Source organism: Mitsuaria sp. RG, assembly GCF_028369275.1.
GTDB classification, from domain to species: domain Bacteria; phylum Pseudomonadota; class Gammaproteobacteria; order Pseudomonadales; family Pseudomonadaceae; genus Aquipseudomonas; species Aquipseudomonas peradeniyensis.
In genome coordinates this window covers 1-24602 of sequence record NZ_JAQMYQ010000067.1, presented here as the reverse complement: position 1 = coordinate 24602, position 24602 = coordinate 1, and the positions used below count along the sequence as shown (strand labels likewise).

Genomic DNA, 24602 nt, shown 5'->3' with positions numbered 1-24602 from the left:
CGGCCCTTTCGCGGGGCAAGCCCGCTCCCACGAAGTCCTCTCCCAGCCCTGCTCCTGGATGAGGGCTAGCGTCCTTCCATCAGCCACTGCGGAATCCGCCGCTCCAGGTAGTACCCCGGATTGCGCAGGCTGCCCTCGACAAAGCCCACATGGCCACCGCGACTGTGCAGTTCGAACTGCGTCAGTGGCGCCAGTTCGTCCGCAGCCGGCAAGCTATGACCGAACACGAACGGATCATCGGCGGCATGGATGATCAGCGTCGGCGTGCGGTTCGCTCCCAGGTAATAGCGGCTGGACGCCCGACGGTAGTAGTCATGGGCATCGCTGAAGCCATTGAGCGGCGCGGTTACCTTGCCATCGAAGTCCCAGAAGGTGCGCAGGTTATGCAACGGGCCCAGGCGTTCGAGGGTCGCCAGCCCCTCATGCTGCTCCTTGTCCTTGAAGTGGCGCTGCTTATCCTGCACGTACGCCAGCATCGCGCGCATGAAATGCGCCTGGTAGATCTTCGAGAATCCCAGGCCGATGCGGTCGGCGCACTGGTCCAGGCGAAACGGCACCGACACCGCGACCGCCGCCTCAAGTTGACTGGCCGAGCCACTTTCCCCCAGGTATTTGAGCAGCACATTGCCGCCCAGCGAGTAGCCCACGGCATACAGCGGCGCCAGTGGCCGCTGCGCCCGCAGGTGACGGATGATCTCGGCCAGGTCTTCGCTGGCCCCGGAGTGGTAGCTGCGCGCCAGCAGGTTGGGCTCGCCCGAGCAGCCGCGCCAGTTCACCGCGACGCTGGCCCAGCCACGCCCCTGCAAGGCCAGTTGCAGGCCTTTGACGTAGGGCGAGTTGGACGAGCCGGTGAGGCCGTGGAGCACCAGCACCAACGGCGCGTCGGGTTGGTGTGGCCCGTGCCAGTCGAGGTCGAGGAAGTCGCCGTCGGCCAGCCACAGGCGCTCGCGGTTGCGCGGCAGGTCCGGGAGCTTGCGCCACAGAGGCCCCCACAGTGTCTGCAGGTGGGGGTTGGACAGGCCGGTGGCCGGGCGGAAGGTGGCGGTGAGGCTGGGCATGCTGGGCGACTCGTGGTGTGCCTGCCTAGAGTGCCATGAAACACCGCCGCTGTACCTGCGCTATTGGTCTGTGCCCGCTCGTTGCCACAACGCGTAGTGCACCTGACCGGTCTTCTTCTCGCGGTGCAGGCGCCAGTTGCCTGGCATCGGCAGCGAAGAGGGCACGGCTTCGCTTTCGGTGTAGATCCACGCCTGCTCGCGCAGCCACTGGCCCTGCTCCAGCAGGTTGCAGGTGTTGGCCAGCAGCTCCTGGTGGAACGGCGGGTCGAGGAACACCACGTCGAACTGTTGCTTGGCCGGGCCTTGAAGGTAGCGCAGGGCGTCGGTCTGCAGGATCTGCCCGCGCGGGCAGCGCAGCAGCTCAAGGTTGTTCTTGAGATTGGCGATGGCCGTTGGGTTGCTGTCCAGCGCCACGGCGTTTTCGGCGCCGCGGGACAGCGCCTCGAGCACCAGCGCGCCGCTGCCGGTGAAGGCATCGAGCACCAGGGCGCCTTCGATATGTGGCGCCAGCCAGTTGAACAGGGTCTCGCGCACACGGTCAGGCGTCGGTCGCAGGCCTTCGCCTTCCGGCACGGCCAGGCGGCGGCTGCGCCACTCGCCAGCGATGATGCGCAGCTGGCCGGGGCCCTTGCTGGCGCCCGGTGCCGGGCGCGCTGGGGTGTTGGGTCTTGCCATTAGTGCTCCGGTACGCCGAGCGGTTGCTCGGCGGGTTTGTCAGTGGGGGCCGGCAGGGGCTGCTGGGCCACCTTCGGGCCGACGGTGACGATCACCAGCTTGTCCGCCGCCAGATGCTTGTTCATGGCGGCCTTGACCTGCTCGACGGTCAGCGCCTGGGATTGCTGCATGAAATCTTCCAGCCAGCTCAGCGGCAGGTTGTAGAAGCCGATCGCGCCCAGTTGGCCGACGATGCTGGCATTGCTGGCGTTGGACAGCGGGAAGCTGCCGGCCAGTTCGCGCTTGGCATCGTCCAGCTCCTGCTGGGTCGGGCCGCTCTTGAGGTAGTCGGCAAGGATGTCCTGCACAAGCTTGAGCGTGCCCTCGCTGAGTTCGGCGCGGGTCTGCAGGTTGATCATGAACGGGCCGCGTACCTGCATCGGGCTGAACACCGAGTACACGCCGTAGGTCAGGCCGCGTTTTTCGCGGACTTCGCTCATCAGGCGGGTACCGAAAGCGCCGCCACCGAGGATCTGGTTGCCCAGCGACAGGGCCGGCCAGTCCGGATCGTTACGGTCGATGCCCAGCTCGGCCAGCATCAGGTGGGTCTGCTTGGACGGGAAATCGATGTGGGTCGCACCCGGCTTGGGCTCGACCGGTTGCTCGGGCTTGGCCAGGGCCGGGCCTTTTGGCAGCCCGGCGGAGACCTGGGCGGCAATGGCTTCGGCTTCGCCGCGGCTGAGGTCGCCGACCAGGGCGATCACCGCGTTGCCGGCCGAGTAGGCCTTGGCGTGGAAGCCGCGCAGCTGTTCCAGGGTAATGCCCGGGATGGTTTCGGCGGTGCCGTCGCTGGGGCTGGCGTAAGGGTGTTTGCCGTAGAGGTTGGCGAACAGAGTCTTGCCGGCGATCTTGCCCGGGTTCTGCTTCTCGTACTCGAAACCGGCCAGCAGCTGGTTCTTGATGCGCTTGAGGGCATCCTCGGGGAAGGTCGGCTGGCCCACCACCTCGGTGAACAGCCTCAGCGCCGGCTCGCGCTTGTCGCTGGCGCTGAGGCTGCGCAGCGACGCCACGGCCATGTCGCGGTACGAACCGTTGCCGAAGTCGGCGCCCAGGCCTTCGAAGCCCTCGGCGATGGCGGTAACGTCCTTGCCGGCCACGCCTTCGTTGAGCATGGCGTTGGTCAGGGTGGCCAGGCCCGGGGTGCCGCCGTCCTGGCTGCTGCCGGCGGCGAAGGTCACGCGCAGGTCGAACATCGGCAGCTCGCGGGCCTCGACGAACAGCACGCGGGCGCCTTCGGCGGTGGACCAGTGCTGGATGTTCAGCTGGCGCCGGCTGGGGGCCTTGCCGTCCAGTTCGGCCAGCGATTGCAGGGTGTTGGCCGGGCGGGCCGCGGTGTCTGCCTTGCCTTGGTTGTCGGACTGGGCCGGGCGCGCCAGCAGCGCGGCGATGGCCACCACCAGCACGATGATCGCCAGGCCGAACAAGGTGTAGCGCGGTGCGCTGCGATCACTCATGGGCGGACTCCTCGGGCAGTACATGGGCAACGCTCAGGCGTTCGCGGGTGAAATAGGTGCGGGCGGCGGCCTGGATGTCCTCCGGGGTCACGCGCTTGAGGTCGTCGAGCTCGCTGTCGATCAGCTTCCAGGACAGGCCGACGGTTTCCAGCTGGCCGATGGTGGTGGCCTGGCTGCTGATGGAATCACGGTCGTAGACCAGGCCGGCAATCACCTGGGCGCGCACGCGTTCGAGTTCCTCGGCAGTCGGCGGCGTGGTCTTGAGCTCGTCGAGCAGTTGCCAGATGCCTTTCTCCACTTCGGCCAGGGTCTTGTGCTTCTGCACGTTGGGCGTGGCCGAGATCATGAACAGGCTGTCACCGCGGGTGAAGGCGTTGTAGCTGGACGAGGCGCCGGCCACCAGTTCCTGGCCGCGCTCCAGGCGCGCCGGCATGCGGGCGCTGTAGCCGCCATCGAGCAGGGCCGAGATCAGGCGCAGGGCGTTGACGCTGCGCGGATCCTTGGCCGTGGCCAGGGCCGGTACGTTGAAGCCGTAGACCAGGCTGGGCAGTTGCGTGCGCAGGTGCAGGGTGAGCTGGCGCAGGCCCGGCTCGGCCAGCTCCAGCGGCAACTTGCTTGGCGGCACGGCGCGCTTGGGGATGGGGCCGAAGTACTTCTGCGCGAGGGCTTTCACCTCGTCGGGCTTGACGTCGCCGACCACCACCAGGGTGGCATTGTTCGGTGCGTACCAGGACTCGTACCAGTGGCGCAGTTCCTCGACCTTCATGCGCTCGAGGTCGGCCATCCAGCCGATGGTCGGGGTGTGGTAGCCGCTGGCCGGGTAGGCCATGGCGCGGAACAGCTCGAAGGCCTTGGCGTTGGGCTGGTCGTCGGTGCGCAGGCGGCGTTCTTCCTTGATCACCTCGATTTCGCGGCTGAACTCGTCGGCCGGCAGGCGCAGGCTGGCCAGGCGGTCGGCCTCCAGCTCGAAGGCCACCGGCAGGCGGTCACGGGCCAGCACCTGATAGTAGGCGGTGTAGTCGTCGCTGGTGAAGGCGTTCTCCTCGGCACCGAGATCGCGCAGGATGCGCGAGGCCTCGCCGGGGCCGAGCTTGGCGCTGCCCTTGAACATCATGTGCTCCAGGGCGTGGGACAGGCCGGTCTGGCCCGGCGTCTCGTAACTGGAGCCGACCTTGTACCAGATCTGCGAAACCACCACCGGCGCACGGTGGTCCTCGCGCACGACCACCTTCAGGCCGTTGTCGAGGATGAATTCGTGGGTGGGTTGCACATCGGCGGCGAAGGCCGCCAGCGGCAGGCACAACGTGCCGAGCAACAGGCCAGCGGCGCGGCGGGCTAGAGCATTCATACGGTGTTCAACCTGTTCGGCGGCCCGCTTGGGTTTAGCGTCGGCGGGCCAGGAGGTGCTAGGATACTGATCCGGTTGCCTGGCGACCATGCCTGTCGCCGTTCTGGCCCGCAGGCCCTTACGACAAAACGTTGCGCATGAACCCGCTGGCTTCACAGTAGTCTGTTCTGCGTGACCCAAGAATTCCCGATGCACCACTGCTGGCGCATCGCTACCCTGAGATAGCCGTCTTCCATGTTTGGTTCCAACGACGACAAAAAAGCGCCGGCCGCGGCTGGCGAGAAGAAAGGCCTGTTCAGCTGGTTCCGCAAGAAGCCGGAGCAACCTGTCGCCGAACAGCCGCAAGCCCCCCAACCGCCCGCTGAGGCGCCGGTGGTACAGCCGCCTCCCGCCGAGCAGCCCGCTCCGCTGGCCGAGGCACCCCAGCCTGCGCCGGTAAGCGCGCCGGCCGAGCCGGAGCCCGCCGCTGCGCCGCTGACCGCACCGGTGGTCGAAACACCTCAGCCTGTGCCGGTGGAAGTCCCGGTCGAGCCTGTCCAGACGGCCGAACCTGAGCCTGCCGCTGCGCCTCAGGCGCCGCAGCCCGCTGTAGTGCTCGAAGCACCCCAGTCTGTGCCGGCAGAAGTCCCGGCCGAGCCTGCCGCGGTGCCTCAGACGCCGCAGCCTTCTGTGGGAGCGGGCTTGCCCGCGAATGCGTCGGACCTGTCAACGGTTGTGCCCGAACCAACACCGCCTGCGCCTGTAAGCAACCTGGTGCTGCCGGTCGCGGAAGAGCCGGTGGCGCTGGTGCCTGACCTGGAACCCAAGGTCCCGCCGGCTATCCCCGAGCGCCAGCCCCCTGAGGTGGTGGTGCCCGAGCCAGCACCGGTGGTGATTGCCCCTGTGGTCGAGCCTGAGCCAGAAGCGCCTGTCGCCCCCGCTCCGGCTGCCGTGGAACCCGCTCCAGTCGCAGCCGAACCCGGCAAACCCGGCTTCTTCGCCCGCCTCAAGCAGGGCCTGTCGAAGACCAGCGCCAGCATCGGCGAGGGCATGGCCAGCCTGTTCCTGGGCAAGAAGGTCATTGACGACGACCTGCTCGACGAGATCGAGACCCGCCTGCTGACCGCCGACGTCGGCGTCGAGGCCACCTCGACCATCGTCCAGAACCTGACGCAGAAGGTCGCCCGCAAACAGTTGGCCGACGCCGATGCCCTGTACAAGTCGCTGCAGGACGAACTGGCCGCTTTGCTGCGCCCGGTCGAGCAACCGCTGAAGATCGAGGCGCAGAACAAGCCCTATGTGATCCTGGTGGTCGGCGTGAACGGCGCCGGCAAGACCACCACCATCGGTAAGCTGGCCAAGAAGCTGCAGCTCGAAGGCAAGAAGGTCATGCTCGCCGCCGGCGACACCTTCCGCGCCGCGGCGGTGGAGCAGCTGCAGGTCTGGGGCGAGCGCAACCAGATCCCGGTGATCGCCCAGCACACCGGAGCCGACTCGGCCTCGGTGATCTTCGACGCCGTGCAGGCCGCCAAGGCCCGGGGCGTCGATGTGCTGATCGCCGACACCGCCGGCCGCCTGCACACCAAGGACAACCTGATGGAGGAGCTGAAGAAGGTCCGTCGGGTGATCGGCAAGCTCGACGCCGATGCGCCGCACGAGGTGCTGCTGGTGCTCGACGCCGGTACCGGGCAGAACGCCATCAGCCAGGCCAAGTACTTCAACCAGAGCGTCGAGCTGACCGGCCTGGCCCTGACCAAGCTGGACGGCACCGCCAAGGGCGGCGTCATCTTCGCCCTGGCCAAGCAGTTCAATATCCCGATCCGCTTCATCGGTGTGGGCGAGGGTATCGACGACCTGCGCACCTTCGAGGCCGAACCCTTCGTCAAGGCGCTGTTCGCCGAGCGGGAACCTTCATGATCCGATTCGAACAGGTAGCCAAGCGCTATCCCAACGGCCACGTCGGCCTGCACGAACTGAGCTTCCGGGCGCGTCGTGGCGAGTTCCTGTTCGTCACCGGCCACTCCGGCGCCGGCAAGAGCACCCTGCTGCGCCTGCTGCTGGCCATGGAGCGTCCGACCAGCGGCAAGCTGCTTTTGGCCGGGCAGGACCTGGGTCAGATCAGCAACGCGCAGATCCCGTTCCTGCGCCGTCAGATCGGCGTGGTGTTCCAGAACCACCAGCTGCTGTTCGACCGCACGGTGTTCAACAACATCGCCCTGCCGCTGCAGATCCTCGGGCTGTCCAAGGCCGAGATCGCCAAGCGCGTGGATTCGGCGCTGGAGCGCGTGTCGCTGAGCGACAAGGGCGAGCTGTTCCCGGCCGACCTGTCCACCGGCCAGCAGCAGCGCGTGGGCATTGCCCGCGCCATCGTCCACCAGCCGGCCCTTCTGCTGGCGGACGAGCCCACCGGTAACCTCGACCCGCGCCTGGCCGCCGAGATCATGGGCGTGTTCGAGGACATCAATCGCCTGGGTACCACGGTATTGATCGCCAGCCACGACCTGGCGCTGATCGCGCGCATGCGCCACCGCATGCTGACGCTGCAACGCGGCCGCTTGATCGGCGATGGGGAGGCCGGGCAATGAGTACCACACGTACACCAAAGGTTTCCGAGCGCGTGGCGCCGAAAGCCGCCGACCCACAACCGACGAAGAAAAAGCGTGGCGATCACGACGACGATGGCCCGGACTTCAGCACCCTGCTGCACGCCTGGCTGGAAAGCCACCGCGCCAGCCTGGCCGACAGCCTGCGCCGACTGGGCAAGCAGCCGATCGGCAGTTTCTTCACCTGCCTGGTGATGGCCGTGGCGCTGAGCATGCCCATGGGCCTGTCGCTGTTGCTGAAGAACGTTGAGAAACTCGGCGGTTCCTGGCAGCGCGCGGCGCAGATCTCGCTGTACCTCAAGCTCGACGCCAGCAGCCGCGACGGCGAGGCGCTGCGTGACGAGATCAAGGGCATGCCCGGCGTCGCCGAGGCCCAGTACGTCAGCCGCGAGCAGGCACTGGAAGAGTTCCAGCAGCAGTCGGGCCTGGGTGAGGCGCTGCGCGAGTTGCCGGACAACCCGCTGCCGGGCGTGGTGGTGGTGACCCCGACCGAGGTCGACAAGCCCGCCCTGGAGGCCTTGCGTCAGCGCCTGTCCGAGTTGCCGCGGGTGGAAGCGGCGCAGCTGGACCTGGTGTGGGTCGAGCGCCTGGCGGCAATCCTCAAGCTGGGTGACCGGTTCGTCTTCGGCCTGGCGGTGATGCTGATTTCTGCTCTGTTGTTAGTAATCGGTAACACAATTCGTCTACATATCGAAAACCGCCGGGTCGAGATCGAAGTGATCAAGCTCGTCGGTGGCACCGACAGCTACGTGCGCCGGCCTTTCCTGTACATGGGCGCGCTGTACGGCCTGGGTGCGGGCGTGCTGGCCTGGGGCATCCTGGCGTTCGGCCTGAACTGGCTGAATGACGCGGTGGTCGGGCTGTCCGGCCTGTATGGCAGTGATTTCGCCCTGGGTGGCGTACCGGCCTCTGATGGTCTTTCACTCTTGATCGGGGCGGTGCTGTTGGGGTATATCGGTGCATGGATCGCCGTTGCTCGTCACCTGAACGAGCTCGCACCGCGATAAATGTTTCATGGCCAGTATTGACAAATTTTTCATCCTGGAACTTGTACAACGGTTCCTTGTCTATGCTGGCAGTGCCCACAAGGCACGAGTCTGTAAGCCGGAGGTACTTGAATGACCACATCGTTGCAACCTGCCTATGCCCTGGTTCCCGGTGCAAACCTGGAAGCCTACGTGCACACGGTCAACAGCATCCCCTTGCTGTCGCCGGAGCAGGAGCGTGATCTGGGCGAGCGTCTCTACTATGAGCAGGATCTCGAGGCCGCTCGTCAAATGGTGATGGCCCACCTGCGTTTCGTCGTACACATCGCCCGTAGCTACGCAGGCTACGGACTGGCCCAGGCCGACCTGATCCAGGAAGGCAACGTCGGCCTGATGAAGGCGGTAAAGCGTTTCAACCCGGAAATGGGCGTGCGTCTGGTGTCCTTCGCGGTGCACTGGATCAAGGCCGAGATCCACGAGTTCATCCTGCGCAACTGGCGCATCGTCAAGGTGGCCACCACCAAGGCCCAGCGCAAGCTGTTCTTCAACCTGCGCAGCCAGAAGAAGCGTCTGGCCTGGTTGAACAATGACGAAGTGCATCGCGTGGCCGAAAGCCTCGGCGTTGAGCCCCGTGAAGTGCGCGAGATGGAAAGCCGCCTGAGCGGCCAGGACATGGCCTTCGACCCGGCGGCCGAAGCTGACGACGACAGCGCCTTCCAGTCGCCCGCGCATTACCTGGAAGACCACCGCTACGACCCGGCCGTGCAACTGGAGGACGCCGATTGGAGCGACAACTCCACCAGCAACCTGCATGAGGCACTGCAGGGGTTGGATGATCGCAGTCGCGATATCCTCTATCAGCGCTGGTTGGCCGAGGAAAAGGCCACGCTGCATGAGCTGGCGGAAAAGTACAGCGTTTCGGCCGAGCGTATTCGCCAGCTGGAGAAGAACGCGATGAACAAGGTCAAGGCACTGATCGCGATCTGATCGGCGCCTGGCTGGAGTGAAAAAGCCGCTGTTCTCGCAAGAGACAGCGGCTTTTTCGTGTGTTGTGGCGCGTGGGCGCGGGCTTGCCCCGCGATGCAGATGTGGCGATGAATCGTCTATTGCGGGGCAAGCCCGCTCCCACGAAAGCCAGGCCTCAAAGCCTGCGCGAACTATCCAGCTGCATCAGGTAGCTCGGTCCGCCCAGCTGGCTCATTTGCCGGCGAATCCAGCCCGACCGGCTCGCCACATAGGCGCTTGGCCGGCTGGCACTCCACTTGATCGGACTCGGCAGCACCGCTGCGAGCTGTGCGGCCTGTTGTCGCGTCAGGCGGCTGGCGTCCACGCCGAAGTGGTAGCGTGCCGCGGCCTGGGCACCGAACACGCCCTTGCCCCATTCGGCGCTGTTCAGGTAGACCTCGAGAATCCGCTCCTTTGACCAGAACAGCTCAATCAGCGCGGTGAACCAGGCTTCCAAACCCTTGCGTAACCAGCTGCGCCCGGACCACAGGAACAGGTTCTTGGCCACCTGCTGGGTCAGGGTGCTGGCGCCACGGACCTTGCCACCACGCTCGTTGTAGGCCAGCGCCGCCTGTATGGCTGGGATGTCGAAGCCCCAGTGGCTGGCGAACTTCTGGTCCTCGCCGGCAATGACTGCGACCTTGAGCTCGTCGGAGATGTCCTCCCAGGGCGTCCAGTCGCGTTGCAGGTCGATGGGCTCGCCGCTGAACCACGACTCCACCTTGCGCTCGACCATCAGCGCGGTGCCGGGCGGTGGAACCCAGCGCAGCACCAGGACCACGGCGGCGCTGCCGGCGGCGAACCAGAGCAGGGCGCGGGAAAGGCGGCGCAGAAGAGATGACAGCATGGTGATGGCTTGGCCGGACCGTTGGAACGGGCCATTATACAGACCCCTCCCGAGGAGTCGTCCCATGCTTCGCAGCTTCCTGATGCTCGCCGCGTTCTTCGGCTTTACCGGCGTCGCCCTCGGCGCCTTCGCCGCCCATGGCCTGAAGAGCCGTCTCAGCGCCGACTACCTGGCGATTTTCCACACTGGCGTGACCTACCAGCTGGTGCACGCCCTGGCGATCCTCGCGGTGGCGGTGCTCTCGGCACACCTGCCGGGGCGCCTGGTCGGCTGGGCCGGCGGTCTGTTCGCCGTGGGTATCCTGCTGTTCTCCGGTAGCCTCTACGTACTGACCCTGAGCGGCCTGGGCAAGCTCGGCATGATCACCCCGCTGGGTGGCCTGTGCTTCCTTGCCGGTTGGTTGTGCCTGGGCCTGGCCGCCTGGCGCCTGGGCTGACCGAACGGTCCACAATCGCGACTAATGGCGTGCGTCGCCCTTGGGTTGAGGGGTGGATCGGCGCTAGAATGCGGGCCCCAAAGAACAATGGTGGCCGTGCGCATGCGCATTCAATTGAACGGTGAACCTTACGAACTGCCCGAGGGCGAGAGCGTCGCGGCGCTGCTGGGCCGGCTGGAGCTGGCCGGTCGCCGGGTGGCGGTGGAACTGAACCTGGACATCGTGCCGCGCAGCCAGCACGAGAACACGCGATTGAGCGAAGGCGACCAGGTCGAAGTGGTTCATGCCATTGGCGGTGGTTGAGCGCGTTCCGCCGATTCATCCGGCCGATTCATCCAAAGTCCCGTAACCTTTCCAGAGGAACATCGATGAGCAACGTTCGCAGCGACAAGCCTTTCGTCCTGGCCGGGCGCACTTTCCAGTCGCGCCTGCTGGTCGGCACCGGCAAGTACCGTGACATGGAGGAAACCCGCCTGGCCACCGAGGCCTCGGGTGCCGAAATCGTCACCGTGGCCGTGCGTCGCACCAACCTCGGCCAGAACGCGGGCGAGCCGAACCTGCTCGATGTGCTGTCGCCCGACAAGTACACCATCCTGCCGAACACCGCGGGCTGCTTCGATGCGGTCGAGGCGGTGCGTACCTGCCGCCTGGCCCGTGAGCTGCTCGACGGCCACAAGTCCCACGAGGAGCGGACGCTGGTGAAGCTGGAAGTGCTGGCCGACCAGAAGACCCTGTTCCCCAACGTGATCGAAACCCTCAAGGCCGCCGAAGTGCTGGTCAAGGACGGCTTCGATGTGATGGTCTACACCAGCGATGACCCGATCATCGCCCGCCAGCTGGCCGAAGCCGGCTGCATCGCCGTCATGCCGCTGGCCGGCCTGATCGGCACCGGCCTGGGTATCTGCAACCCCTACAACCTGCAGATCATCCTCGAGGAATCCAAGGTGCCGGTGCTGGTCGATGCCGGCGTGGGGACCGCCTCCGACGCCACCATCGCCATGGAGATGGGCTGCGAGGCGGTGCTGATGAACTCGGCCATCGCCCACGCCCAGCACCCGGTGCTGATGGCCGAGGCCATGAAGCACGCCATCCTTGCCGGCCGCATGGCGTATCTCGCCGGGCGCATGCCGAAGAAACTCTATGCCAGCGCGTCCTCGCCGCTGGAAGGTCTGATCAAGTAAGAGCCCCAGATGACTGAATCGCAAGAAACGCCGATCACCGAAGACGGCGAAGCCCGCCCGCACCGCCGCATCAAGAGTTTCGTGATGCGTGCCGGGCGCATGACCGAAGGCCAGCAACGCGGCCTGGAGCAGGGCGGCCCGCTGTTCATCCTGCCGTTGACCGACAGCCCGGTAGACTACGATCAGGTGTTCGGCCGTTCGGCGCCGCGCACCTTGGAGATCGGCTTCGGCATGGGCCATTCGCTGCTGGAGATGGCCGCTGCCTCGCCCGAGCTGGACTTCATCGGTGTCGAAGTGCACCGTCCAGGTGTCGGCGCACTGCTTAACGGCGTGCTGACCCAGGGCCTGAAGAACCTGCGGGTTTACGATTGCGACGCCATCGAAGTGCTCAACCGCTGCGTGGCCGACAACAGCCTCGATCGCCTGATGCTGTTCTTCCCGGATCCGTGGCACAAGGCGCGTCATCACAAGCGCCGGATCGTCCAGCTGGAGTTCGCCGAGCTGGTGCGCCGCAAGCTCAAGCCCGGTGGCGTATTCCACATGGCGACCGACTGGGAGCCCTATGCCGAGTACATGCTGGAAGTGATGAGCGCAGCGCCCGGCTATCGCAACCAGGCGGCTGATGGCGCCTACGTGCCGCGCCCGCAAGAGCGTCCGATCACCAAGTTCGAGCGCCGTGGTGAGCGCCTTGGGCATGGGGTGTGGGATCTGAAGTTCGAGAAGGTGGACTGAGCCAAGTTCGTTCGGAGCTGACCTTCAAACCTGCGAAATGGCAGGTACAAAAAAACCGCCTTTAGAAGGGCGGTTTTTTTATGCGGGCTTCGGGTTACGAATCCTCAACCTGCGTGTTTCAGTTTCACTGGAGACAGTTCACGGCTCAAATACTAGGGTTGCCTGGAGGTCGCGTCAATCGTGGAAATATCCAGCATTACGTGTGACTGGGCGAGTAACAGCTTCACCTTTTCAGAAAGCGTAAGATCACGCCGCTCTCATGTGATTCCTTCCAGTGTCGGGCCGGGAACGAATTCAATCCGTTGTCTCGGCCCCTTCGACGCGGCCCACGAACCGCGCCGGTGGAGTGTTCGAAGGGCCATCCACCTGGCCGCTTCACTGGAGATGGTTCACACGATTTCCGAAGGCGTCGAAGTGCCGGTCAGACGCTGGAAGATTGGCCCAGCCAACACGGAGGCCAAGGCATATGAAGCGTTTGCTGAATACGCTGAGCCGCGTCTGGAAGCTGATCCGGATCCTGATTGTTTTCAGGTCTGTCAGGGACTTCCTGCGCGATCACTTTGACGATGCCCGCTAAGGGTTAGTCGGGTGAGAAGCCGCCCTGGCTCGCCAGGGCGGCTTTTAGCAAGTACTCAGCCCCGCCGATCAGCTACGACCCCAATCAATACCAGCACCACCAGCAGTACCGGTGCCAGCGCATAGTTGTTGAACTGCCCCAGCCCCTTGACGATCCACGGCGTTGCATAGATCAGTGCCGCGCCGCTGCCGATCATCACCAGCAGCGCCATGAACGGCACCCGCAAGGCGCCGGCCAGGCCGCCCAGACGGCCTTCTACCCAGCCTTTGATATCGGTGCCGAACAGCACCAGCAGGCAGCCCACCAGGGCCAGCGAGATTTCCGAAAGGTTGCTGCGGCTCCAGCGGGAAACGGTCGAGAGCAGGTCAAGTACCAGGTCCATGGGTCATCCTTAATTCAAGAAGTACTGCAGCAGGTCGTTGAGGAACAGCTGGCCACGCGGTGTGGCTGCCAGCCGATCCGGTTCGACCCGCAAAAGGCCCTTTTGTTCGGATTCTCGGCGGGCTTCGGCCAGTTGTGCCAGGGGCAGACCGGTGCGCAGGCTGAACAGTTCGGCCTCCACGCCGTCGGTGAGGCGTAGCGTGTTCATCAGGAACTCGAAGGGTAGCTCATCGGCCGGCAGCAGCTTCTCGCCGGCCTTGAACGGCTTGGACGGGTTCAGGTAGTCCTTGGGCAGGCGGGTCTTCCAGGTGCGCAGGATGCGCCCGTCGGGGAACGACAGTTTGCCGTGGGCACCGGCACCGATGCCGATGAAGTCGCCGAAGCGCCAGTAGTTCAGGTTGTGCCGCGCGGCACGACCGGCCTGGGCGTAGGCCGAGACTTCGTACTGGCGGTAACCGTGCTCGGCCATCAGCGCCTGGCCGGCTTCCTGGATATCCCAGAGGATGTCGTCCTCGGGCAGCTCAGGCGGCTGGTTCCAGAACACCGTGTTCGGCTCTACCGTCAGCTGGTACCAGGACAGGTGCGTCGGCGCCAGTTCGATGGCCTGGCGCAGGTCGCCCAGGGCGTCGTCGAGCGACTGGTCCGGCAGGCCGTGCATCAGGTCCATGTTGAAGTTGTCGAAGCCTGCCGCACGGGCCATGTCGGCGGCGCGCACCGCTTCGTCGCCATTGTGGATGCGCCCGAGCTTCTCGAGCTTGGCGGGCTGGAAACTCTGCACGCCGATGGACAGGCGGTTGATGCCGGTCTGCCGGTAGGCCTTGAACTTCTCCTGCTCGAAGGTGCCCGGGTTGGCCTCGAGGGTGATCTCGATGTCCGGGGCGAACGGAATGCGTTGCTCGACTCCGCGCAGCAGGCGACCCAGTGCATCGGCGCTGAACAGACTGGGGGTGCCGCCGCCGAAGAAGATCGTGCTGATGGAGCGGCCCTGGACGGCAGGCAGTTCCTGGTCAAGGTCGGCCAGCAGGGCATCGATGTATTCGGCTTCAGGCAGCTTCGGGCCGGCCTGGTGCGAGTTGAAGTCGCAGTACGGGCATTTGCGCACGCACCAGGGAATATGGATGTACAGCGACAGCGGCGGGAGCTCGGGAAGGATCAGGCCCGCCGGTTGCACGAACAGCTTTTCGGTCATGCCAGGCCCAGACGTTGACGCAGCAGGGCCATGGCGCGGGCGCGGTGGCTGAGCTGGTTCTTGTCGACCGGGGCGAGCTCGGCGCTGGAGCAGTTACGCTCCGGGACCCAGAACAGCGGGTCGTAGCCGAAGCCGTGCTTGCCGCTGGCTTCGAACAGGATGCTGCCGTGCCACAGGCCTTCGCAGAGGATCGGCAGCGGATCGTCGGCATGCCGCACCAGGGCCAGGACGCAGACGAACTGCGCGCCGCGCTGGTCTTCAGGCACGTCCTTGAGCGCTTCGAGCAGCTTGGCGTTGTTCGCCGCGTCGCCCTTGCCGTCGGCGTAGCGCGCCGAGTAGATGCCCGGCGCGCCGCCGAGGAAGTCCACCGCCAGGCCCGAATCGTCGGCCAGGGCCGGCAGGCCGGAGATGCGTGCGGCGTTGCGCGCCTTGAGGATGGCGTTCTCGACGAACGACAGGCCGGTCTCTTCCGGCTCCACCTGGCTGAATTCGCCGATCGAACGCAGGTGCACGGACTCGCCGAGCATGGCCTGCAGTTCCTTGAGCTTGCCGGCGTTGTGGCTGGCCAATACGAGTTGCGTAAGATTCATCATTCGCCTGGGAACACTTCCTGGTTGAAGCTGAGTTTATGACTGACGCCGCCGGTTTCGACGTTGATATCGAAAGTGACGGTCTCGGCCTGGTCGATCTTGAACTGGGCGATGTAGTAGACCGCGCCCTGGTCGGTGATCTGCTTGAACGACAGCGGGTTGCTGCGCCCGGTCAGGTCCTTCACCGTGCCGCTGACCACTGCTGTCGAAGGCTTCTCGGCCTTGAGCACGGCGATGTTGAGCACGCCCTGGTTCTTGCTGCGGGTCAGGCCCGTGGCGGCGGCGATGTCCGGTTGCAGCATGCTCGAGGTGAAGGCGCTGTAATGGACCGTCACATCGCCGAACACCTCCTTGCGCTCCGGCTTGGCGGCATCGGCAGCCAGTACCGGCAAGGCCAGGCACAGGCTGATCAGAAACAGTGCTAGTCGACGCATGATCCCATTCCTCCGTTCGCGAGGGTCAGACCGCGAGCTGATGCTCCTGCAGGCCCGGGCTGCTGACCCGATAGATACCGATCTCACCTAGAAGATTAGGCCATAGCCGCCCGCCCAACCCGTTACGGTGCAGACGGTCGACGGCCAGGCGGTCGAGAACCTTGGCGTGGCGCTCATGGCACAGGTTCTCGAAGTCTTCGAAGGTGCAGAAGTGGATGTTCGGGGTGTTGTACCAGGTATACGGCATGAAGTCCGAAACCGGCATGCGACCCTTGGTCGCCAGGTACCAGCGGCAGCGCCAGTGGCCGAAATTGGGGAAGGTGATGATGCACTGGCGGCCCACCCGCAGCATCTCGTCGAGGATCCGGTCGGGATACTCCACGGCCTGCAGGGCCTGGGTCATGACCACCACGTCGAAACTGTTGCTGGCGAAGTTGCCCAGGCCCTTGTCCAGGTCCTGCTCGATGACGTTGACACCTTTGGCCACACAGGCGGCGATGTTGTCGGCGTCGATCTCCAGGCCATAGCCGGTGACGTTCTTGCGCTCGCGCAAGGAGGCCAGCAGTTCGCCGTTGCCGCAGCCCAGGTCGAGGACCCGGCTGCCGGCGGGGATCCAGTCTTGGATGATTTCCAGGTCGGCTCTCATGCTGTCCTCAGAGGGCGATGCGGTTCATGTAGTTCGCGAAGCCCTGCATGTAGCGGGGCGTCGGGATGAGGAAGGCGTCGTGGCCGTAAGGCGAGTCGATGTCCAGGTAGCAGACGTTCTTGCGCGCGGCCATCAGGGCGTCGACGATCTCTCGCGAGCGGGCCGGCGAGAAGCGCCAGTCGGTGGTGAACGACATGATGCAGTAGTCCGCCGTGACGTGGGCCAGGGTCGCCGCCAGGTCGCCGCCATGGGCTGCGGCCGGGTCGAAGTAGTCCAGCGCCTTGGTCATCAGCAGATAGGTGTTGGCGTCGAAACGGCCGGAGAACTCCTCGCCCTGGTAGCGCAGGTAGCTTTCGACCTGGAACTCGACGCTGTGGAAGTCGTAGTTGAGCTTGTCGCTCTTGAGTTCGCGGCCGAATTTCTCGCCCATCGAGTCGTCGGACAGGTAGGTGATGTGGCCGACCATGCGCGCCAGCATCAGGCCGCGCTTGGGAATCACGCCCTGGTCCTGGAACGAGCCGCCGTGGAACTCGGGGTCGGTAAGGATGGCCTGGCGCGCCACTTCGTTGAAGGCGATGTTCTGCGCCGACAGCTTGGGCGCCGAGGCGATGTCCACGCAGTGGCGCACGCGGTCCGGGTAGGTGATGGTCCACTGCAATGCCTGCATGCCGCCGAGGCTGCCGCCGACGATGGCGGCCCAGGCCTGGATCCCCAGGCGGTCGGCCAGGCGCGCCTGGCTGTGCACCCAGTCCTCCACGGTCAGCACCGGGAAATCGGCGCCGTAGGGCTTGCCGGTGGCCGGGTTGATGCTGCTGGGGCCGGTGCTGCCGTTGCAGCCACCCAGGTTGTTCAGGCTGACAACGAAGAAGCGGTTGGTGTCGATCGGCTTGCCGGGGCCGATGCAGCTGTCCCACCAGCCCGGCTTGCGGTCGGTGGCGGCATGGTAGCCGGCGGCATGGTGATGGCCGGACAACGCATGACAGATCAGCACGGCATTGCTGGCGGCGGCGTTGAGGGTGCCATAGGTTTCGTAGATGAGCTCGTACGAGGCCAGGGAGCGGCCACAAGCCAGGGCCAGCGGTTCATCGAACCGGGCAGTCTGCGGTGTTACCAGACCGACGGAATCTTCGGGAAGGACAGTGGACATCGACCCTGCTCACGCTTGACGGAGGCGTAAGTCTAAAGAGCGCTACCCCCAGCGGCAAGCAAAGGCTTGCCGCTGGATGCAGGGCGGGTCAGATCATCCGCCACAGCTCTTGCGGCATGCCGGCGTAGGCCGCCAGTTGGGGCATCAGGAACGACTGGATCACCTGGATGGCGATGAAGGCGAAGATCGGCGAAATATCCATGCCGCCGAGGTTCGGCACCAGGCGGCGGAACGGCGCCAGCACCGGCTCGCTGATCTGGTAGGCCAGCTCGGCGGCGGGGTTGTGGCTGTTCGGCGCGACCCACGAGACGATGACCATGACGATCATCGCCACCCAGAAAATCTTCAGGAACAACGAGGTAATGCCCAGGATCGACCACATCAGCAGATGCAGGATGTCGCCGAAGGTGCCGTAGGTGACCATCAGCACGAAGGCCATCAGCAGCGCCTGGATCAGGATCGACAGCAGCAGCGAGGAGGTGTCCAGGCCGGCGATGCTGGGGATCATTCGACGCAGCGGCTTGAGCAGCGGCTGGGTGGCGCGCACGGCGAACTGGCTCAGCGGGTTGTAGAAGTCGGCCTTGACCAGCTGCAGCACGAAGCGCAGCAGGACGATCACCAGATACAGGCTGACCAGGGTTTGCACCACGAAGATCGCGGCGCCGGACAATGCATTCATCAATGGCTCCTTATTTGCCCAGTTGTTCGGCCAGTTCGGCGGAACGTTTCGCCGCGGCCTGAAGTGCCTGCTCGACGATTGCCTCGAAACCGCTGGCCTGGAACGACTTGATCGCCGCTTCAGTGGTGCCGGCCGGCGAGGTCACGCGGCGGCGCAGCTCGGCGGCGTCGACGTCGCTGGCAACCGCCATGCGGGCGGCGCCCAGGGCGGTCTGCAGGGTGAGTTGCGAGGCGGTTTCACGCGGCAGGCCGAGTTTCTCGCCGGCGGCGGTCATGGCTTCGATCAGCAGGAAGAAATAGGCCGGGCCGCTGCCGGAGACGGCGGTGACGGCATCCAGTTGTTGTTCTTCGTCCAGCCACAAGGCGGTGCCGACGGCCGACAGGAGCTGTTCGGCCTGTTGGCGCTGCTCGGTCGACACTTCCCTGGTGGCATACAGGCCGCTGACACCCTGGCGCAGCAGCGCCGGAGTGTTGGGCATGCAGCGCACCACCGGGATCGCGCCCAGCCAGGCTTGCAGGCTGGCGCAGGTGATGCCGGCGGCAATGGACACCACCAGTTGGCCGGGCTTGAGGTTCGGCTTCAGCGTTTCGCAGACCGCCTTCATGACCTGCGGCTTGACCGCCAGCACGATCACGTCCACGCCCTCGATGGCCTGGGCGTTGCTTTCGAAGGCATCAATGCCGTGCTCGGCCTGGATCCGTGCACGGGTTTCGGCACCCGGGTCGCTGGCGCGGATCTGCGCGGCGTCCAGGCCCTGGGCACGCAGGCCGCCGATCAGGCTGGCGGCCATGTTGCCGGCACCGATAAAGGCAATACGAGTCTTGCTCATGTCAGGTCCTTGAAGGAAAGAGTGAGTTAAGCATGGATTCAGGGCTGTCCGTAGTCGCGGGCGCCGAACAGGGCGGTGCCGATGCGGACCCAGGTCGCACCTTGGGCGATGGCGGCTTCCAGGTCGTGGCTCATGCCCATCGACAGGGTGTCCAGGCCGAGGCCCAGCTGCTCCTGGAGCTGGCGCAGGATGGCAAAGGCGGCCTCCTGCTCGGCGCGGTCCTCGGTCGGCTCCGGAATCGCCATCAGGCCGCGCAGGCGCAGGCCGGGCAGGGCGTTCACCGCCTGGGCCAGGGCCGGCAGCTCGGCGGGCATGCAGCCGGACTTGCTGTCCTCGCCGCTGACGTTGACCTGCAGGCAGACGTTCAGCGGCGCCAGGCCGGCAGGGCGTTGTTCGGAGAGGCGTTGGGCGATCTTCAGGCGGTCCACGGAATGTACCCAGTCGAAATGCTCGGCGATGGCCTTGGTCTTGTTCGACTGGATGGGGCCGATGAAGTGCCAGATCAAGGGCAGGTCGGAAAGCGCCTGTTGTTTTGTCAGGGCTTCCTGAAGGTAGTTTTCGCCCACATCGCGCAGCCCGGCCGCAAAGGCCTCGCGGATGGCGCTGGCGGGCTTGGTCTTGCTCACCGCCAGCAGCTGGATGCTGGCCGGGTCGCGTCCGGCGGCCCTGGCCGCGCTGTCGATGCGGGTGGCAATGGCGCCAATGTTGTCTGCTAGGGTGGACATGGTTCGTCGCCGACGGCTTTGGGGTCAGCGGCATTCTACCTGCTTGATCGCCGTTGGGGAGTCTCATGGATGTGACCGACCTGTTGGGCCGGGCCCTGGCTGCCGGTGCCAGCGACCTGCATCTGGCTGCTGGCGAGCAGCCGCTGCTGCGTGTGGATGGGGTGTTGCAGCGCCTGGACCTTGCGCTGCTGACGACAGGGGCGCTGGAAAACGGGATGGCGGGTCTGCTTGATAGCGAGCAGCGGCGGCAGTGGGCGGCCGGGGATGAGCTGGACCTGGCGGTGAGCCTGGATGGACTGGGGCGTTTTCGGCTGAACCTGTTCCGCCAGCGCAATGGTCCGAGTGCCAGCGTACGTTTGGTCCCCGCGAGCGTGCCCTGTCTGGAGGCACTTGATCTGGTGCATGTGTTTCAAATCATCTCCCGGTACCGGGATGGCCTGGTCCTGGTCGGTGGTGCCACCGGCAGCGGCAAGTCGAGCACCCTCGCGGCGCTGATCGATCGGCTCAACCGCGAATACGCATTGCATATCGTCACGCTCGAGGACCCGATCGAGTTCATCCACGGCAGTCAGCGCAGCCTGGTCAACCAGCGAGAGATCGGCCTGCATAGCCGTGACTTTGCCCAGGCCCTGCGCAGTGCCCTGCGTCAGGACCCGGACGTGATCATGATCGGCGAGCTGCGCGATCTGCACAGCATTCGCCTGGCGTTGCGCGCCGCGGAGACCGGGCACCTGGTGCTGGCCACCGTGCATACGCGATCGGCGGTGAACAGCATCGACCGGCTGGTGGAGGTGTTCGCGCCGGAGGAAAAGCCGCTGGTGCGCAGCATGCTGGCTGACGCCCTGCGGCTGGTGGTCGCGCAGGTGCTGGTGCGGCGATCAGGCGGTGGCCGGGTCGCGGCGCGGGAGGTGCTGGTGGCGACGCCAGCGGTGCGCAACCTGATACGTGAGGGGCGCCTGGCGCAGATCCATTCGCTGATGCAGGCTGGTGCGGCGGCGGGGATGTGCACGATGGAGGGGGCGCTGCAGGCGCTGGAGGCGCGGGGTTTGATAGTGGGTTAGGAACGTCCACAGAGACTGAAAGTGCACCGCAGTCCCTGTGGGAGCGGCTTTAGCCGCGAACACCGGCAGAGCCGGTGCCATCCTCCGCGTCGCTTGTTTCGCGGCTAATACTCTCCCACAGAGTTCGCGCTGGGCGCGGAATCATGGTTCCCTTCGATCTCCCACAGGGACTGCTGGGCGTTTCAGCGTTTGGCCAGGCTCAGCGCCTGTTGCTGCTGCTTGGGCAGCACGCGCTTGGCTACCACGTAGTGCTTCTGCCAGTAAGGCTTCTCCAGGCTGTCGATGCTCACCCGCTTGCCGGTGCGCGGCGCGTGGATGAAGCGGTCGTTGCCCAGGTAGATGGCGACGTGGTTGACCCGACGGCTCTTGATGTTGAAAAAGATCAGGTCGCCTGGCTTGAGGTCGCCCTTGGCCACCTTGACGCCCTGACCCTGGGCCATGGCATTGGAGGTGCGCGGCAGGTCGACATCCGCCACATCGTTGAACGCATACTTGACCAGGCCGCTGCAGTCGAAGCCCTTCTTCGGGCTGCTGCCGCCCCAGCGATAGGGCGTGCCGAGCACGTTCACCGCACGGCTGAGCACTTCGCTGCTCTGCTTCGGCGACATCGCCACCGCCTGCATGCCCACGGCGTGCTGCTTGGCCGCATTGGCCGGGCGCGCGCGCAGGCTGTTGGTGCTGCGGTACTGGATCGGGGCGCGTTTCACCGTGGCGTCGGCGTTGGTCGTGTAACCGGTGAATCCGCTTGGAAGACGTTGCTCACGGTTGGTGGCGTGGGCGGCCAGGGGTAATAAAAGGCAGAGGGTCAGCCATGTCTTGAAGAAAGGTGGCATAGATGAAGCTCTTTATAAGTGTTGGCGCGCAACTTTATAACAGCTTTTTGATCAAATTCTGATCCGTTGGTCGCTCAGCCACGTACCATATGTCGGGTCAAAACGAAAAAGTCACATTTTTCGTTAGAAAATTTTCGGCTATCCCACGAGGGCTTCGAATGAATGGTTATCAACAGGGTGCCCCTTCGCACGACACCCACAGCAAGGTCCTCGGCTATCTGCTGTGGATCTTCGGTTTCACCGGCTCGCACCGTTTCTACTACGGCAAGCCGATCACCGGGACGATCTGGTTCTTCACCCTCGGGCTGCTGGGCATCGGCTGGCTGATCGACCTGTTCCTGATCCCGTCGATGGACCGCGAGGCGGACATGCGCTTCGAATCGGGCGGGGTGGATTACAACCTGGCGTGGATCCTGCTGACCTTCCTCGGCATCTTCGGTGTGCACCGGCTGTACCAGGGCAAGTGGATCAGTGCCTTGATCTACCTGTTCACCGGCGGTCTGTTCCTGCTGGGCGTGCTGTATGACTTCTGGACGCTCAACAGCCAGATCTCCCAGGTCAACGCCGAGCGTCGCCGGGTATGAAAAAAGGCCTTGTCGCTGAATGCGGCAAGGCCTTTCTCGTTACTGGCGCCGCTGTTGCAGCAGCAGGTTGCTGAAGCCTGCCCCGGCCAGTTGCTTCTGCGCCACGGTCAGCTGTTCACGGTTGCTGAACGGGCCGACCATCACGCGGTACCAGGTCTCTTCCTTGACCGTGCCCGACTCCACCTTGACCGCCTGGCCGAGCAGGATGATCTGCGCGCGGACCTTGTCGGCGTCCGCCTGCTTGCGGAACGAGCCGGCCTGCAGGAAGAACTGGGTGGTGGCTGCCGGCTTGATCACCGGAGGTGCCGGTGGCGGCGTCTGCCCCAGCAGCGCGGCCTGGGCGCGGGCGGTGTCGATCTTCGCCGCTTCCGCTGGCGTGACCGGCGTGCTAGGCACAGGCGGCTGCGCCGGTACCGGCGGGGTTTTCTCCGGCACGGCCTCGGGCGGCACGATCACTTCCGACTCCGGCAGCAGGGTATAGAAGTCGTACTTCGGCTTCACCGGTTGCTGTGGCGTCGGCGTGGTGGTCTTGCTCGCCTCGGCGACTTTCTCCGGCTTGTGCTGCTCGGGCTTGGTGCGTTTGATGTCGTCACCGCCCGGCTCGAGCTTCATCAGGAAAACGATGAAGGCGCCGACCGTCAGGCCGACCGCCAGCCACACCCAGCCCGGGATCGGCTGCTTGCTGGCAGGCGGCTGGGAACGGCTGGCGCCGCGCTTGGGTGCGGGTTTCTTCTTTGCAGCCAACTTACATGCGCTCCAGGGTTTCCAGGCCGAGCAGTTCCAGGCCCTGCTTGAGGGTGCGGCCGGTCAGGGCGGCCAGGCGCAGGCGGCTCTGCTGCTGTTCGGTGGTTTCGGCGGAGAGGATCGGGCAGTTCTCGTAGAAGCTGGAGAACAGGCCGGCGAGGTCGTACAGGTAGCTGCACAGCACGTGCGGCGTGCCTTTTTCGGCGACGTTGTTGAGGATCTCGCCAAACTGCGCCAGGCGCGCGGCCAGGTCCTGCTCGTGCGCTGCCTGCAGGACGATGCTGCCGTCGACTTCGGCGAAGCCCTTGCCGAGCTTGCGGAACACGCCGGCCACGCGGGTGTAGGCGTACAGCAGATACGGCGCGGTGTTGCCTTCGAAATTGAGCATCAGTTCGAAGTTGAAGCTGTAGTCGCTGGTGCGGTGCTTGGACAGGTCGGCGTACTTGACCGCGCCGATGCCGACCACCTCGCCGATGTGGCGCAGTTCGTCCTCGGCCAGCGACGGGTTTTTCTCCTTGACCAGCGCGTAGGCGCGGTCCTTGGCTTCGGTGAGCAGGTCGATCAGCTTGACGGTACCGCCATCACGGGTCTTGAACGGGCGGCCATCGGCGCCGTTCATGGTGCCGAAGCCCATGTGCTCCATCTTCATCGGATGGCCGACGAAGCCGGCGCGACGGGCCACTTCGAACACCTGGTTGAAGTGCAGGGCCTGACGCTGGTCGACGAAGTACAGGGCGCGGTCGGCCTGCAGCTTGTTGCTGCGATAGCGCACGGCGGCCAGGTCGGTGGTGGCGTACAGGTAGCCGCCGTCGGCCTTCTGCACGATCACCGGCAGTGGCTCGCCCTCGGCGTTCTTGAATTCATCGAGGAACACGCACTGGGCACCCTGGTCCTCGACCAGCAGGCCCTTGGCCTTGAGGTCGGCGACCACGTTGGCCAGGTCGGCGTTGTAGGCGCTCTCGCCCATCACGTCGGCCATGGTCAGCTTGACGTTGAGCAGTTCGTAGGTCTTCTGGCAGTGCGACAGCGAGATGTCCTTGAAGCGCGTCCACAGCGCCAGGCAGTCCGGGTCGCCGGCCTGCAGCTTGACCACCAGGCCGCGGGCGCGGGTGGCGAATTCTTCAGACTCGTCGAAGCGCTTTTTCGCTGCGCGGTAGAAGTTTTCCAGGTCAGACAGCTCATCGCTGGTGATCGGGTTTTCCTGCAGGTAGGCCATCAACATGCCGAACTGGGTACCCCAGTCGCCAACGTGGTTCTGGCGGATGACGTTATCACCCAGGAATTCCAGCACGCGGGCCACGCTGTCGCCGATGATGGTCGAGCGCAGGTGGCCGACGTGCATCTCCTTGGCCAGGTTCGGCGCCGACATGTCGATCACCACCTTCTCGGCCGGGCCGGCCTTGCGCACGCCCAGTTGCTCGTCGGCCAGGGCGGCGTCGAGGCGGTTGGCCAGGGCCTCGGTGTTCTGGAAGAAGTTCAGGAAGCCGGGGCCGGCGATCTCGACCTTGCTGATGTCGTCGCTTTTCGGCAGGGCGTTGATCAGCTTCTCGGCCAGATCGCGCGGCTTCATGCCGGCCGGCTTGGCCAGCATCATGGCGATGTTGCTGGCGAAGTCGCCGTGGGTCTTGTCCCGGGCGTTTTCCACCTGGATCGCCGGCGTCAGCCCTTCAGGCAGCACACCGTCGGTGGCGAGTTGGGTGAGGGCTTGCTGGATCAGCTGGCGAATGGTGTCTTTCATGGGATTCTCTTTTCGACCGCAAGCGCGGTGGAGCGCTTCGATGCGCAGGTGGAAAAACTGGGCATTATCCGTTGCCGGGGGCGGGTTGCCAACCTTTTGGCC

27 protein-coding genes are annotated in these 24602 nt (G+C 65.2%); 10 read left to right on the top strand and 17 right to left on the bottom strand.

Features of this window, described 5'->3' with window-relative positions; genetic code table 11:
• Positions 1–65: 65 nt before the first annotated feature.
• From POF53_RS24405 to POF53_RS24390, 4 genes are read right to left on the bottom strand one after another with little or no spacing between them, the layout of a single operon-like run.
• Positions 66–1058, bottom strand: a complete 993-nt coding sequence (locus tag POF53_RS24405) for a hydrolase (protein WP_498969818.1) — start codon at positions 1056–1058, stop codon at positions 66–68.
• Between the two features lie 60 nt (positions 1059–1118).
• Positions 1119–1733, bottom strand: a complete 615-nt coding sequence (gene rsmD / locus POF53_RS24400) for a 16S rRNA (guanine(966)-N(2))-methyltransferase RsmD (protein ID WP_203648556.1) — start codon at positions 1731–1733, stop codon at positions 1119–1121.
• Positions 1733–3226, bottom strand: coding sequence for a M16 family metallopeptidase (locus tag POF53_RS24395; protein ID WP_498969816.1), 1494 nt, complete (start codon positions 3224–3226; stop codon positions 1733–1735). Before POF53_RS24395 ends, rsmD begins: the two co-directional genes overlap by 1 nt.
• The gene (locus POF53_RS24390) at positions 3219–4574 is read right to left on the bottom strand and encodes a M16 family metallopeptidase (protein ID WP_203648545.1); all 1356 of its coding nucleotides are present in this window, start codon (positions 4572–4574) and stop codon (positions 3219–3221) included. The genes POF53_RS24395 and POF53_RS24390 overlap by 8 nt, the downstream gene beginning before the upstream one ends.
• 234 nt (positions 4575–4808) lie before the next feature.
• Here POF53_RS24390 and ftsY point away from each other — a divergent pair, with 234 nt between their 5' ends.
• The 4 genes from ftsY to rpoH all read left to right on the top strand — a co-directional run bounded on the left by ftsY (position 4809) and on the right by rpoH (position 9129).
• Positions 4809–6470: a signal recognition particle-docking protein FtsY gene (gene ftsY / locus POF53_RS24385; protein ID WP_498969813.1), complete on the top strand. Its 1662-nt coding sequence runs from the start codon at positions 4809–4811 to the stop codon at positions 6468–6470.
• Positions 6467–7138 carry a cell division ATP-binding protein FtsE gene (gene ftsE / locus POF53_RS24380; protein WP_011531723.1) on the top strand — a complete coding sequence of 224 codons (672 nt, stop codon included), beginning with the start codon at positions 6467–6469 and terminating at the stop codon, positions 7136–7138. The genes ftsY and ftsE overlap by 4 nt, the downstream gene beginning before the upstream one ends.
• Complete coding sequence (gene ftsX, locus POF53_RS24375; protein WP_232854892.1) at positions 7135–8163, top strand: permease-like cell division protein FtsX; 1029 nt, start codon at positions 7135–7137, stop codon at positions 8161–8163. Before ftsE ends, ftsX begins: the two co-directional genes overlap by 4 nt.
• A 111-nt stretch (positions 8164–8274) precedes the next feature.
• Entirely contained in the window at positions 8275–9129 is an 855-nt protein-coding gene (gene rpoH / locus POF53_RS24370) for an RNA polymerase sigma factor RpoH (RefSeq protein ID WP_050707365.1), read from the top strand.
• A 154-nt stretch (positions 9130–9283) separates the two neighbouring features.
• On the opposite strand, the gene mtgA is transcribed toward rpoH, so the two are convergent.
• On the bottom strand, positions 9284–9994 hold the full coding sequence (gene mtgA / locus POF53_RS24365) for a monofunctional biosynthetic peptidoglycan transglycosylase (protein ID WP_498969810.1): 711 nt from the start codon (positions 9992–9994) through the stop codon (positions 9284–9286).
• 64 nt (positions 9995–10058) lie between these two features.
• On the opposite strand from mtgA, the gene POF53_RS24360 reads away from it, so the two are divergent.
• The 4 genes from POF53_RS24360 (at position 10059) to trmB (ending at position 12343) form a co-directional block, all read left to right on the top strand.
• Entirely contained in the window at positions 10059–10430 is a 372-nt protein-coding gene (locus POF53_RS24360; RefSeq protein ID WP_232854893.1) for a DUF423 domain-containing protein, read from the top strand.
• A gap of 102 nt (positions 10431–10532) precedes the next feature.
• Positions 10533–10733 carry a sulfur carrier protein ThiS gene (thiS, locus tag POF53_RS24355; protein WP_232854894.1) on the top strand — a complete coding sequence of 67 codons (201 nt, stop codon included), beginning with the start codon at positions 10533–10535 and terminating at the stop codon, positions 10731–10733.
• Between the two features lie 65 nt (positions 10734–10798).
• A complete protein-coding gene (locus tag POF53_RS24350) occupies positions 10799–11611 on the top strand; it encodes a thiazole synthase (RefSeq protein WP_232854895.1) in 813 nt (270 codons plus the stop codon).
• Positions 11612–11620: 9 nt separating this feature from the next.
• Positions 11621–12343 (top strand): tRNA (guanosine(46)-N7)-methyltransferase TrmB, encoded by a 723-nt coding sequence (gene trmB / locus POF53_RS24345; RefSeq protein WP_110735367.1) that lies wholly within the window; start codon positions 11621–11623, stop codon positions 12341–12343.
• A gap of 632 nt (positions 12344–12975) precedes the next feature.
• On the opposite strand, the gene POF53_RS24340 is transcribed toward trmB, so the two are convergent.
• The 9 genes from POF53_RS24340 to POF53_RS24300 all read right to left on the bottom strand — a co-directional run bounded on the left by POF53_RS24340 (position 12976) and on the right by POF53_RS24300 (position 19540).
• Positions 12976–13302: a DUF3392 family protein gene (locus POF53_RS24340; protein ID WP_011531731.1), complete on the bottom strand. Its 327-nt coding sequence runs from the start codon at positions 13300–13302 to the stop codon at positions 12976–12978.
• Between the two features lie 9 nt (positions 13303–13311).
• Complete coding sequence (gene hemW, locus POF53_RS24335; RefSeq protein ID WP_498969807.1) at positions 13312–14490, bottom strand: radical SAM family heme chaperone HemW; 1179 nt, start codon at positions 14488–14490, stop codon at positions 13312–13314.
• Positions 14487–15083 (bottom strand): RdgB/HAM1 family non-canonical purine NTP pyrophosphatase, encoded by a 597-nt coding sequence (gene rdgB / locus POF53_RS24330; protein ID WP_232854897.1) that lies wholly within the window; start codon positions 15081–15083, stop codon positions 14487–14489. Before rdgB ends, hemW begins: the two co-directional genes overlap by 4 nt.
• Positions 15080–15514 carry a DUF4426 domain-containing protein gene (locus tag POF53_RS24325; protein ID WP_028689126.1) on the bottom strand — a complete coding sequence of 145 codons (435 nt, stop codon included), beginning with the start codon at positions 15512–15514 and terminating at the stop codon, positions 15080–15082. The genes rdgB and POF53_RS24325 overlap by 4 nt, the downstream gene beginning before the upstream one ends.
• 25 nt (positions 15515–15539) lie before the next feature.
• Positions 15540–16160 (bottom strand): methionine biosynthesis protein MetW, encoded by a 621-nt coding sequence (gene metW, locus POF53_RS24320; RefSeq protein WP_011531735.1) that lies wholly within the window; start codon positions 16158–16160, stop codon positions 15540–15542.
• 7 nt (positions 16161–16167) lie between these two features.
• Positions 16168–17307 (bottom strand): homoserine O-succinyltransferase MetX, encoded by a 1140-nt coding sequence (gene metX / locus POF53_RS24315; protein WP_498969804.1) that lies wholly within the window; start codon positions 17305–17307, stop codon positions 16168–16170.
• 88 nt (positions 17308–17395) lie between these two features.
• On the bottom strand, positions 17396–17986 hold the full coding sequence (locus tag POF53_RS24310) for a YggT family protein (RefSeq protein WP_254465008.1): 591 nt from the start codon (positions 17984–17986) through the stop codon (positions 17396–17398).
• A gap of 10 nt (positions 17987–17996) precedes the next feature.
• Complete coding sequence (gene proC / locus POF53_RS24305) at positions 17997–18815, bottom strand: pyrroline-5-carboxylate reductase (RefSeq protein ID WP_498969802.1); 819 nt, start codon at positions 18813–18815, stop codon at positions 17997–17999.
• A 38-nt stretch (positions 18816–18853) separates the two neighbouring features.
• Positions 18854–19540, bottom strand: a complete 687-nt coding sequence (locus POF53_RS24300; protein WP_203648512.1) for a YggS family pyridoxal phosphate-dependent enzyme — start codon at positions 19538–19540, stop codon at positions 18854–18856.
• A 65-nt stretch (positions 19541–19605) separates the two neighbouring features.
• Between POF53_RS24300 and POF53_RS24295 the strand changes: the two genes are divergently transcribed.
• Positions 19606–20601 carry a type IV pilus twitching motility protein PilT gene (locus POF53_RS24295; RefSeq protein WP_232854901.1) on the top strand — a complete coding sequence of 332 codons (996 nt, stop codon included), beginning with the start codon at positions 19606–19608 and terminating at the stop codon, positions 20599–20601.
• 182 nt (positions 20602–20783) lie between these two features.
• Here the strand turns inward: POF53_RS24295 and POF53_RS24290 are convergent, their stop codons facing one another.
• Positions 20784–21434: a C40 family peptidase gene (locus tag POF53_RS24290; RefSeq protein ID WP_203648508.1), complete on the bottom strand. Its 651-nt coding sequence runs from the start codon at positions 21432–21434 to the stop codon at positions 20784–20786.
• Positions 21435–21592: 158 nt separating this feature from the next.
• On the opposite strand from POF53_RS24290, the gene POF53_RS24285 reads away from it, so the two are divergent.
• Complete coding sequence (locus POF53_RS24285) at positions 21593–22018, top strand: NINE protein (protein WP_023630210.1); 426 nt, start codon at positions 21593–21595, stop codon at positions 22016–22018.
• 39 nt (positions 22019–22057) lie between these two features.
• Here the strand turns inward: POF53_RS24285 and POF53_RS24280 are convergent, their stop codons facing one another.
• Both POF53_RS24280 and argS read right to left on the bottom strand, forming a co-directional pair.
• A complete protein-coding gene (locus POF53_RS24280) occupies positions 22058–22762 on the bottom strand; it encodes an SPOR domain-containing protein (protein WP_096049169.1) in 705 nt (234 codons plus the stop codon).
• Between the two features lies 1 nt (position 22763).
• Positions 22764–24500, bottom strand: coding sequence for an arginine--tRNA ligase (argS, locus tag POF53_RS24275; protein WP_498969799.1), 1737 nt, complete (start codon positions 24498–24500; stop codon positions 22764–22766).
• Between the last annotated feature and the right edge of the window lie 102 nt (positions 24501–24602).

What these genes read in the sequence shown, in the direction of transcription:
- POF53_RS24405 (WP_498969818.1), bottom strand. Translation starts at nt 1,058, where the DNA reads ATGCCCAGCCTCACCGCCACCTTCCGCCCGGCCACCGGCCTGTCCAAC.
- rpoH (WP_050707365.1), top strand. Translation starts at nt 8,275, where the DNA reads ATGACCACATCGTTGCAACCTGCCTATGCCCTGGTTCCCGGTGCAAAC.
- argS (WP_498969799.1), bottom strand. Translation starts at nt 24,500, where the DNA reads ATGAAAGACACCATTCGCCAGCTGATCCAGCAAGCCCTCACCCAACTC.
- POF53_RS24295 (WP_232854901.1), top strand. Translation starts at nt 19,606, where the DNA reads ATGGATGTGACCGACCTGTTGGGCCGGGCCCTGGCTGCCGGTGCCAGC.
- POF53_RS24390 (WP_203648545.1), bottom strand. Translation starts at nt 4,574, where the DNA reads ATGAATGCTCTAGCCCGCCGCGCCGCTGGCCTGTTGCTCGGCACGTTG.
- POF53_RS24350 (WP_232854895.1), top strand. Translation starts at nt 10,799, where the DNA reads ATGAGCAACGTTCGCAGCGACAAGCCTTTCGTCCTGGCCGGGCGCACT.
- rdgB (WP_232854897.1), bottom strand. Translation starts at nt 15,083, where the DNA reads ATGATGAATCTTACGCAACTCGTATTGGCCAGCCACAACGCCGGCAAG.
- rsmD (WP_203648556.1), bottom strand. Translation starts at nt 1,733, where the DNA reads ATGGCAAGACCCAACACCCCAGCGCGCCCGGCACCGGGCGCCAGCAAG.
- trmB (WP_110735367.1), top strand. Translation starts at nt 11,621, where the DNA reads ATGACTGAATCGCAAGAAACGCCGATCACCGAAGACGGCGAAGCCCGC.
- POF53_RS24360 (WP_232854893.1), top strand. Translation starts at nt 10,059, where the DNA reads ATGCTTCGCAGCTTCCTGATGCTCGCCGCGTTCTTCGGCTTTACCGGC.
- POF53_RS24395 (WP_498969816.1), bottom strand. Translation starts at nt 3,226, where the DNA reads ATGAGTGATCGCAGCGCACCGCGCTACACCTTGTTCGGCCTGGCGATC.
- thiS (WP_232854894.1), top strand. Translation starts at nt 10,533, where the DNA reads ATGCGCATTCAATTGAACGGTGAACCTTACGAACTGCCCGAGGGCGAG.
- POF53_RS24325 (WP_028689126.1), bottom strand. Translation starts at nt 15,514, where the DNA reads ATGCGTCGACTAGCACTGTTTCTGATCAGCCTGTGCCTGGCCTTGCCG.
- proC (WP_498969802.1), bottom strand. Translation starts at nt 18,815, where the DNA reads ATGAGCAAGACTCGTATTGCCTTTATCGGTGCCGGCAACATGGCCGCC.
- POF53_RS24340 (WP_011531731.1), bottom strand. Translation starts at nt 13,302, where the DNA reads ATGGACCTGGTACTTGACCTGCTCTCGACCGTTTCCCGCTGGAGCCGC.
- POF53_RS24300 (WP_203648512.1), bottom strand. Translation starts at nt 19,540, where the DNA reads ATGTCCACCCTAGCAGACAACATTGGCGCCATTGCCACCCGCATCGAC.
- POF53_RS24285 (WP_023630210.1), top strand. Translation starts at nt 21,593, where the DNA reads ATGAATGGTTATCAACAGGGTGCCCCTTCGCACGACACCCACAGCAAG.
- mtgA (WP_498969810.1), bottom strand. Translation starts at nt 9,994, where the DNA reads ATGCTGTCATCTCTTCTGCGCCGCCTTTCCCGCGCCCTGCTCTGGTTC.
- ftsY (WP_498969813.1), top strand. Translation starts at nt 4,809, where the DNA reads ATGTTTGGTTCCAACGACGACAAAAAAGCGCCGGCCGCGGCTGGCGAG.
- ftsX (WP_232854892.1), top strand. Translation starts at nt 7,135, where the DNA reads ATGAGTACCACACGTACACCAAAGGTTTCCGAGCGCGTGGCGCCGAAA.
- ftsE (WP_011531723.1), top strand. Translation starts at nt 6,467, where the DNA reads ATGATCCGATTCGAACAGGTAGCCAAGCGCTATCCCAACGGCCACGTC.
- metX (WP_498969804.1), bottom strand. Translation starts at nt 17,307, where the DNA reads ATGTCCACTGTCCTTCCCGAAGATTCCGTCGGTCTGGTAACACCGCAG.
- metW (WP_011531735.1), bottom strand. Translation starts at nt 16,160, where the DNA reads ATGAGAGCCGACCTGGAAATCATCCAAGACTGGATCCCCGCCGGCAGC.
- hemW (WP_498969807.1), bottom strand. Translation starts at nt 14,490, where the DNA reads ATGACCGAAAAGCTGTTCGTGCAACCGGCGGGCCTGATCCTTCCCGAG.
- POF53_RS24290 (WP_203648508.1), bottom strand. Translation starts at nt 21,434, where the DNA reads ATGCCACCTTTCTTCAAGACATGGCTGACCCTCTGCCTTTTATTACCC.
- POF53_RS24310 (WP_254465008.1), bottom strand. Translation starts at nt 17,986, where the DNA reads ATGAATGCATTGTCCGGCGCCGCGATCTTCGTGGTGCAAACCCTGGTC.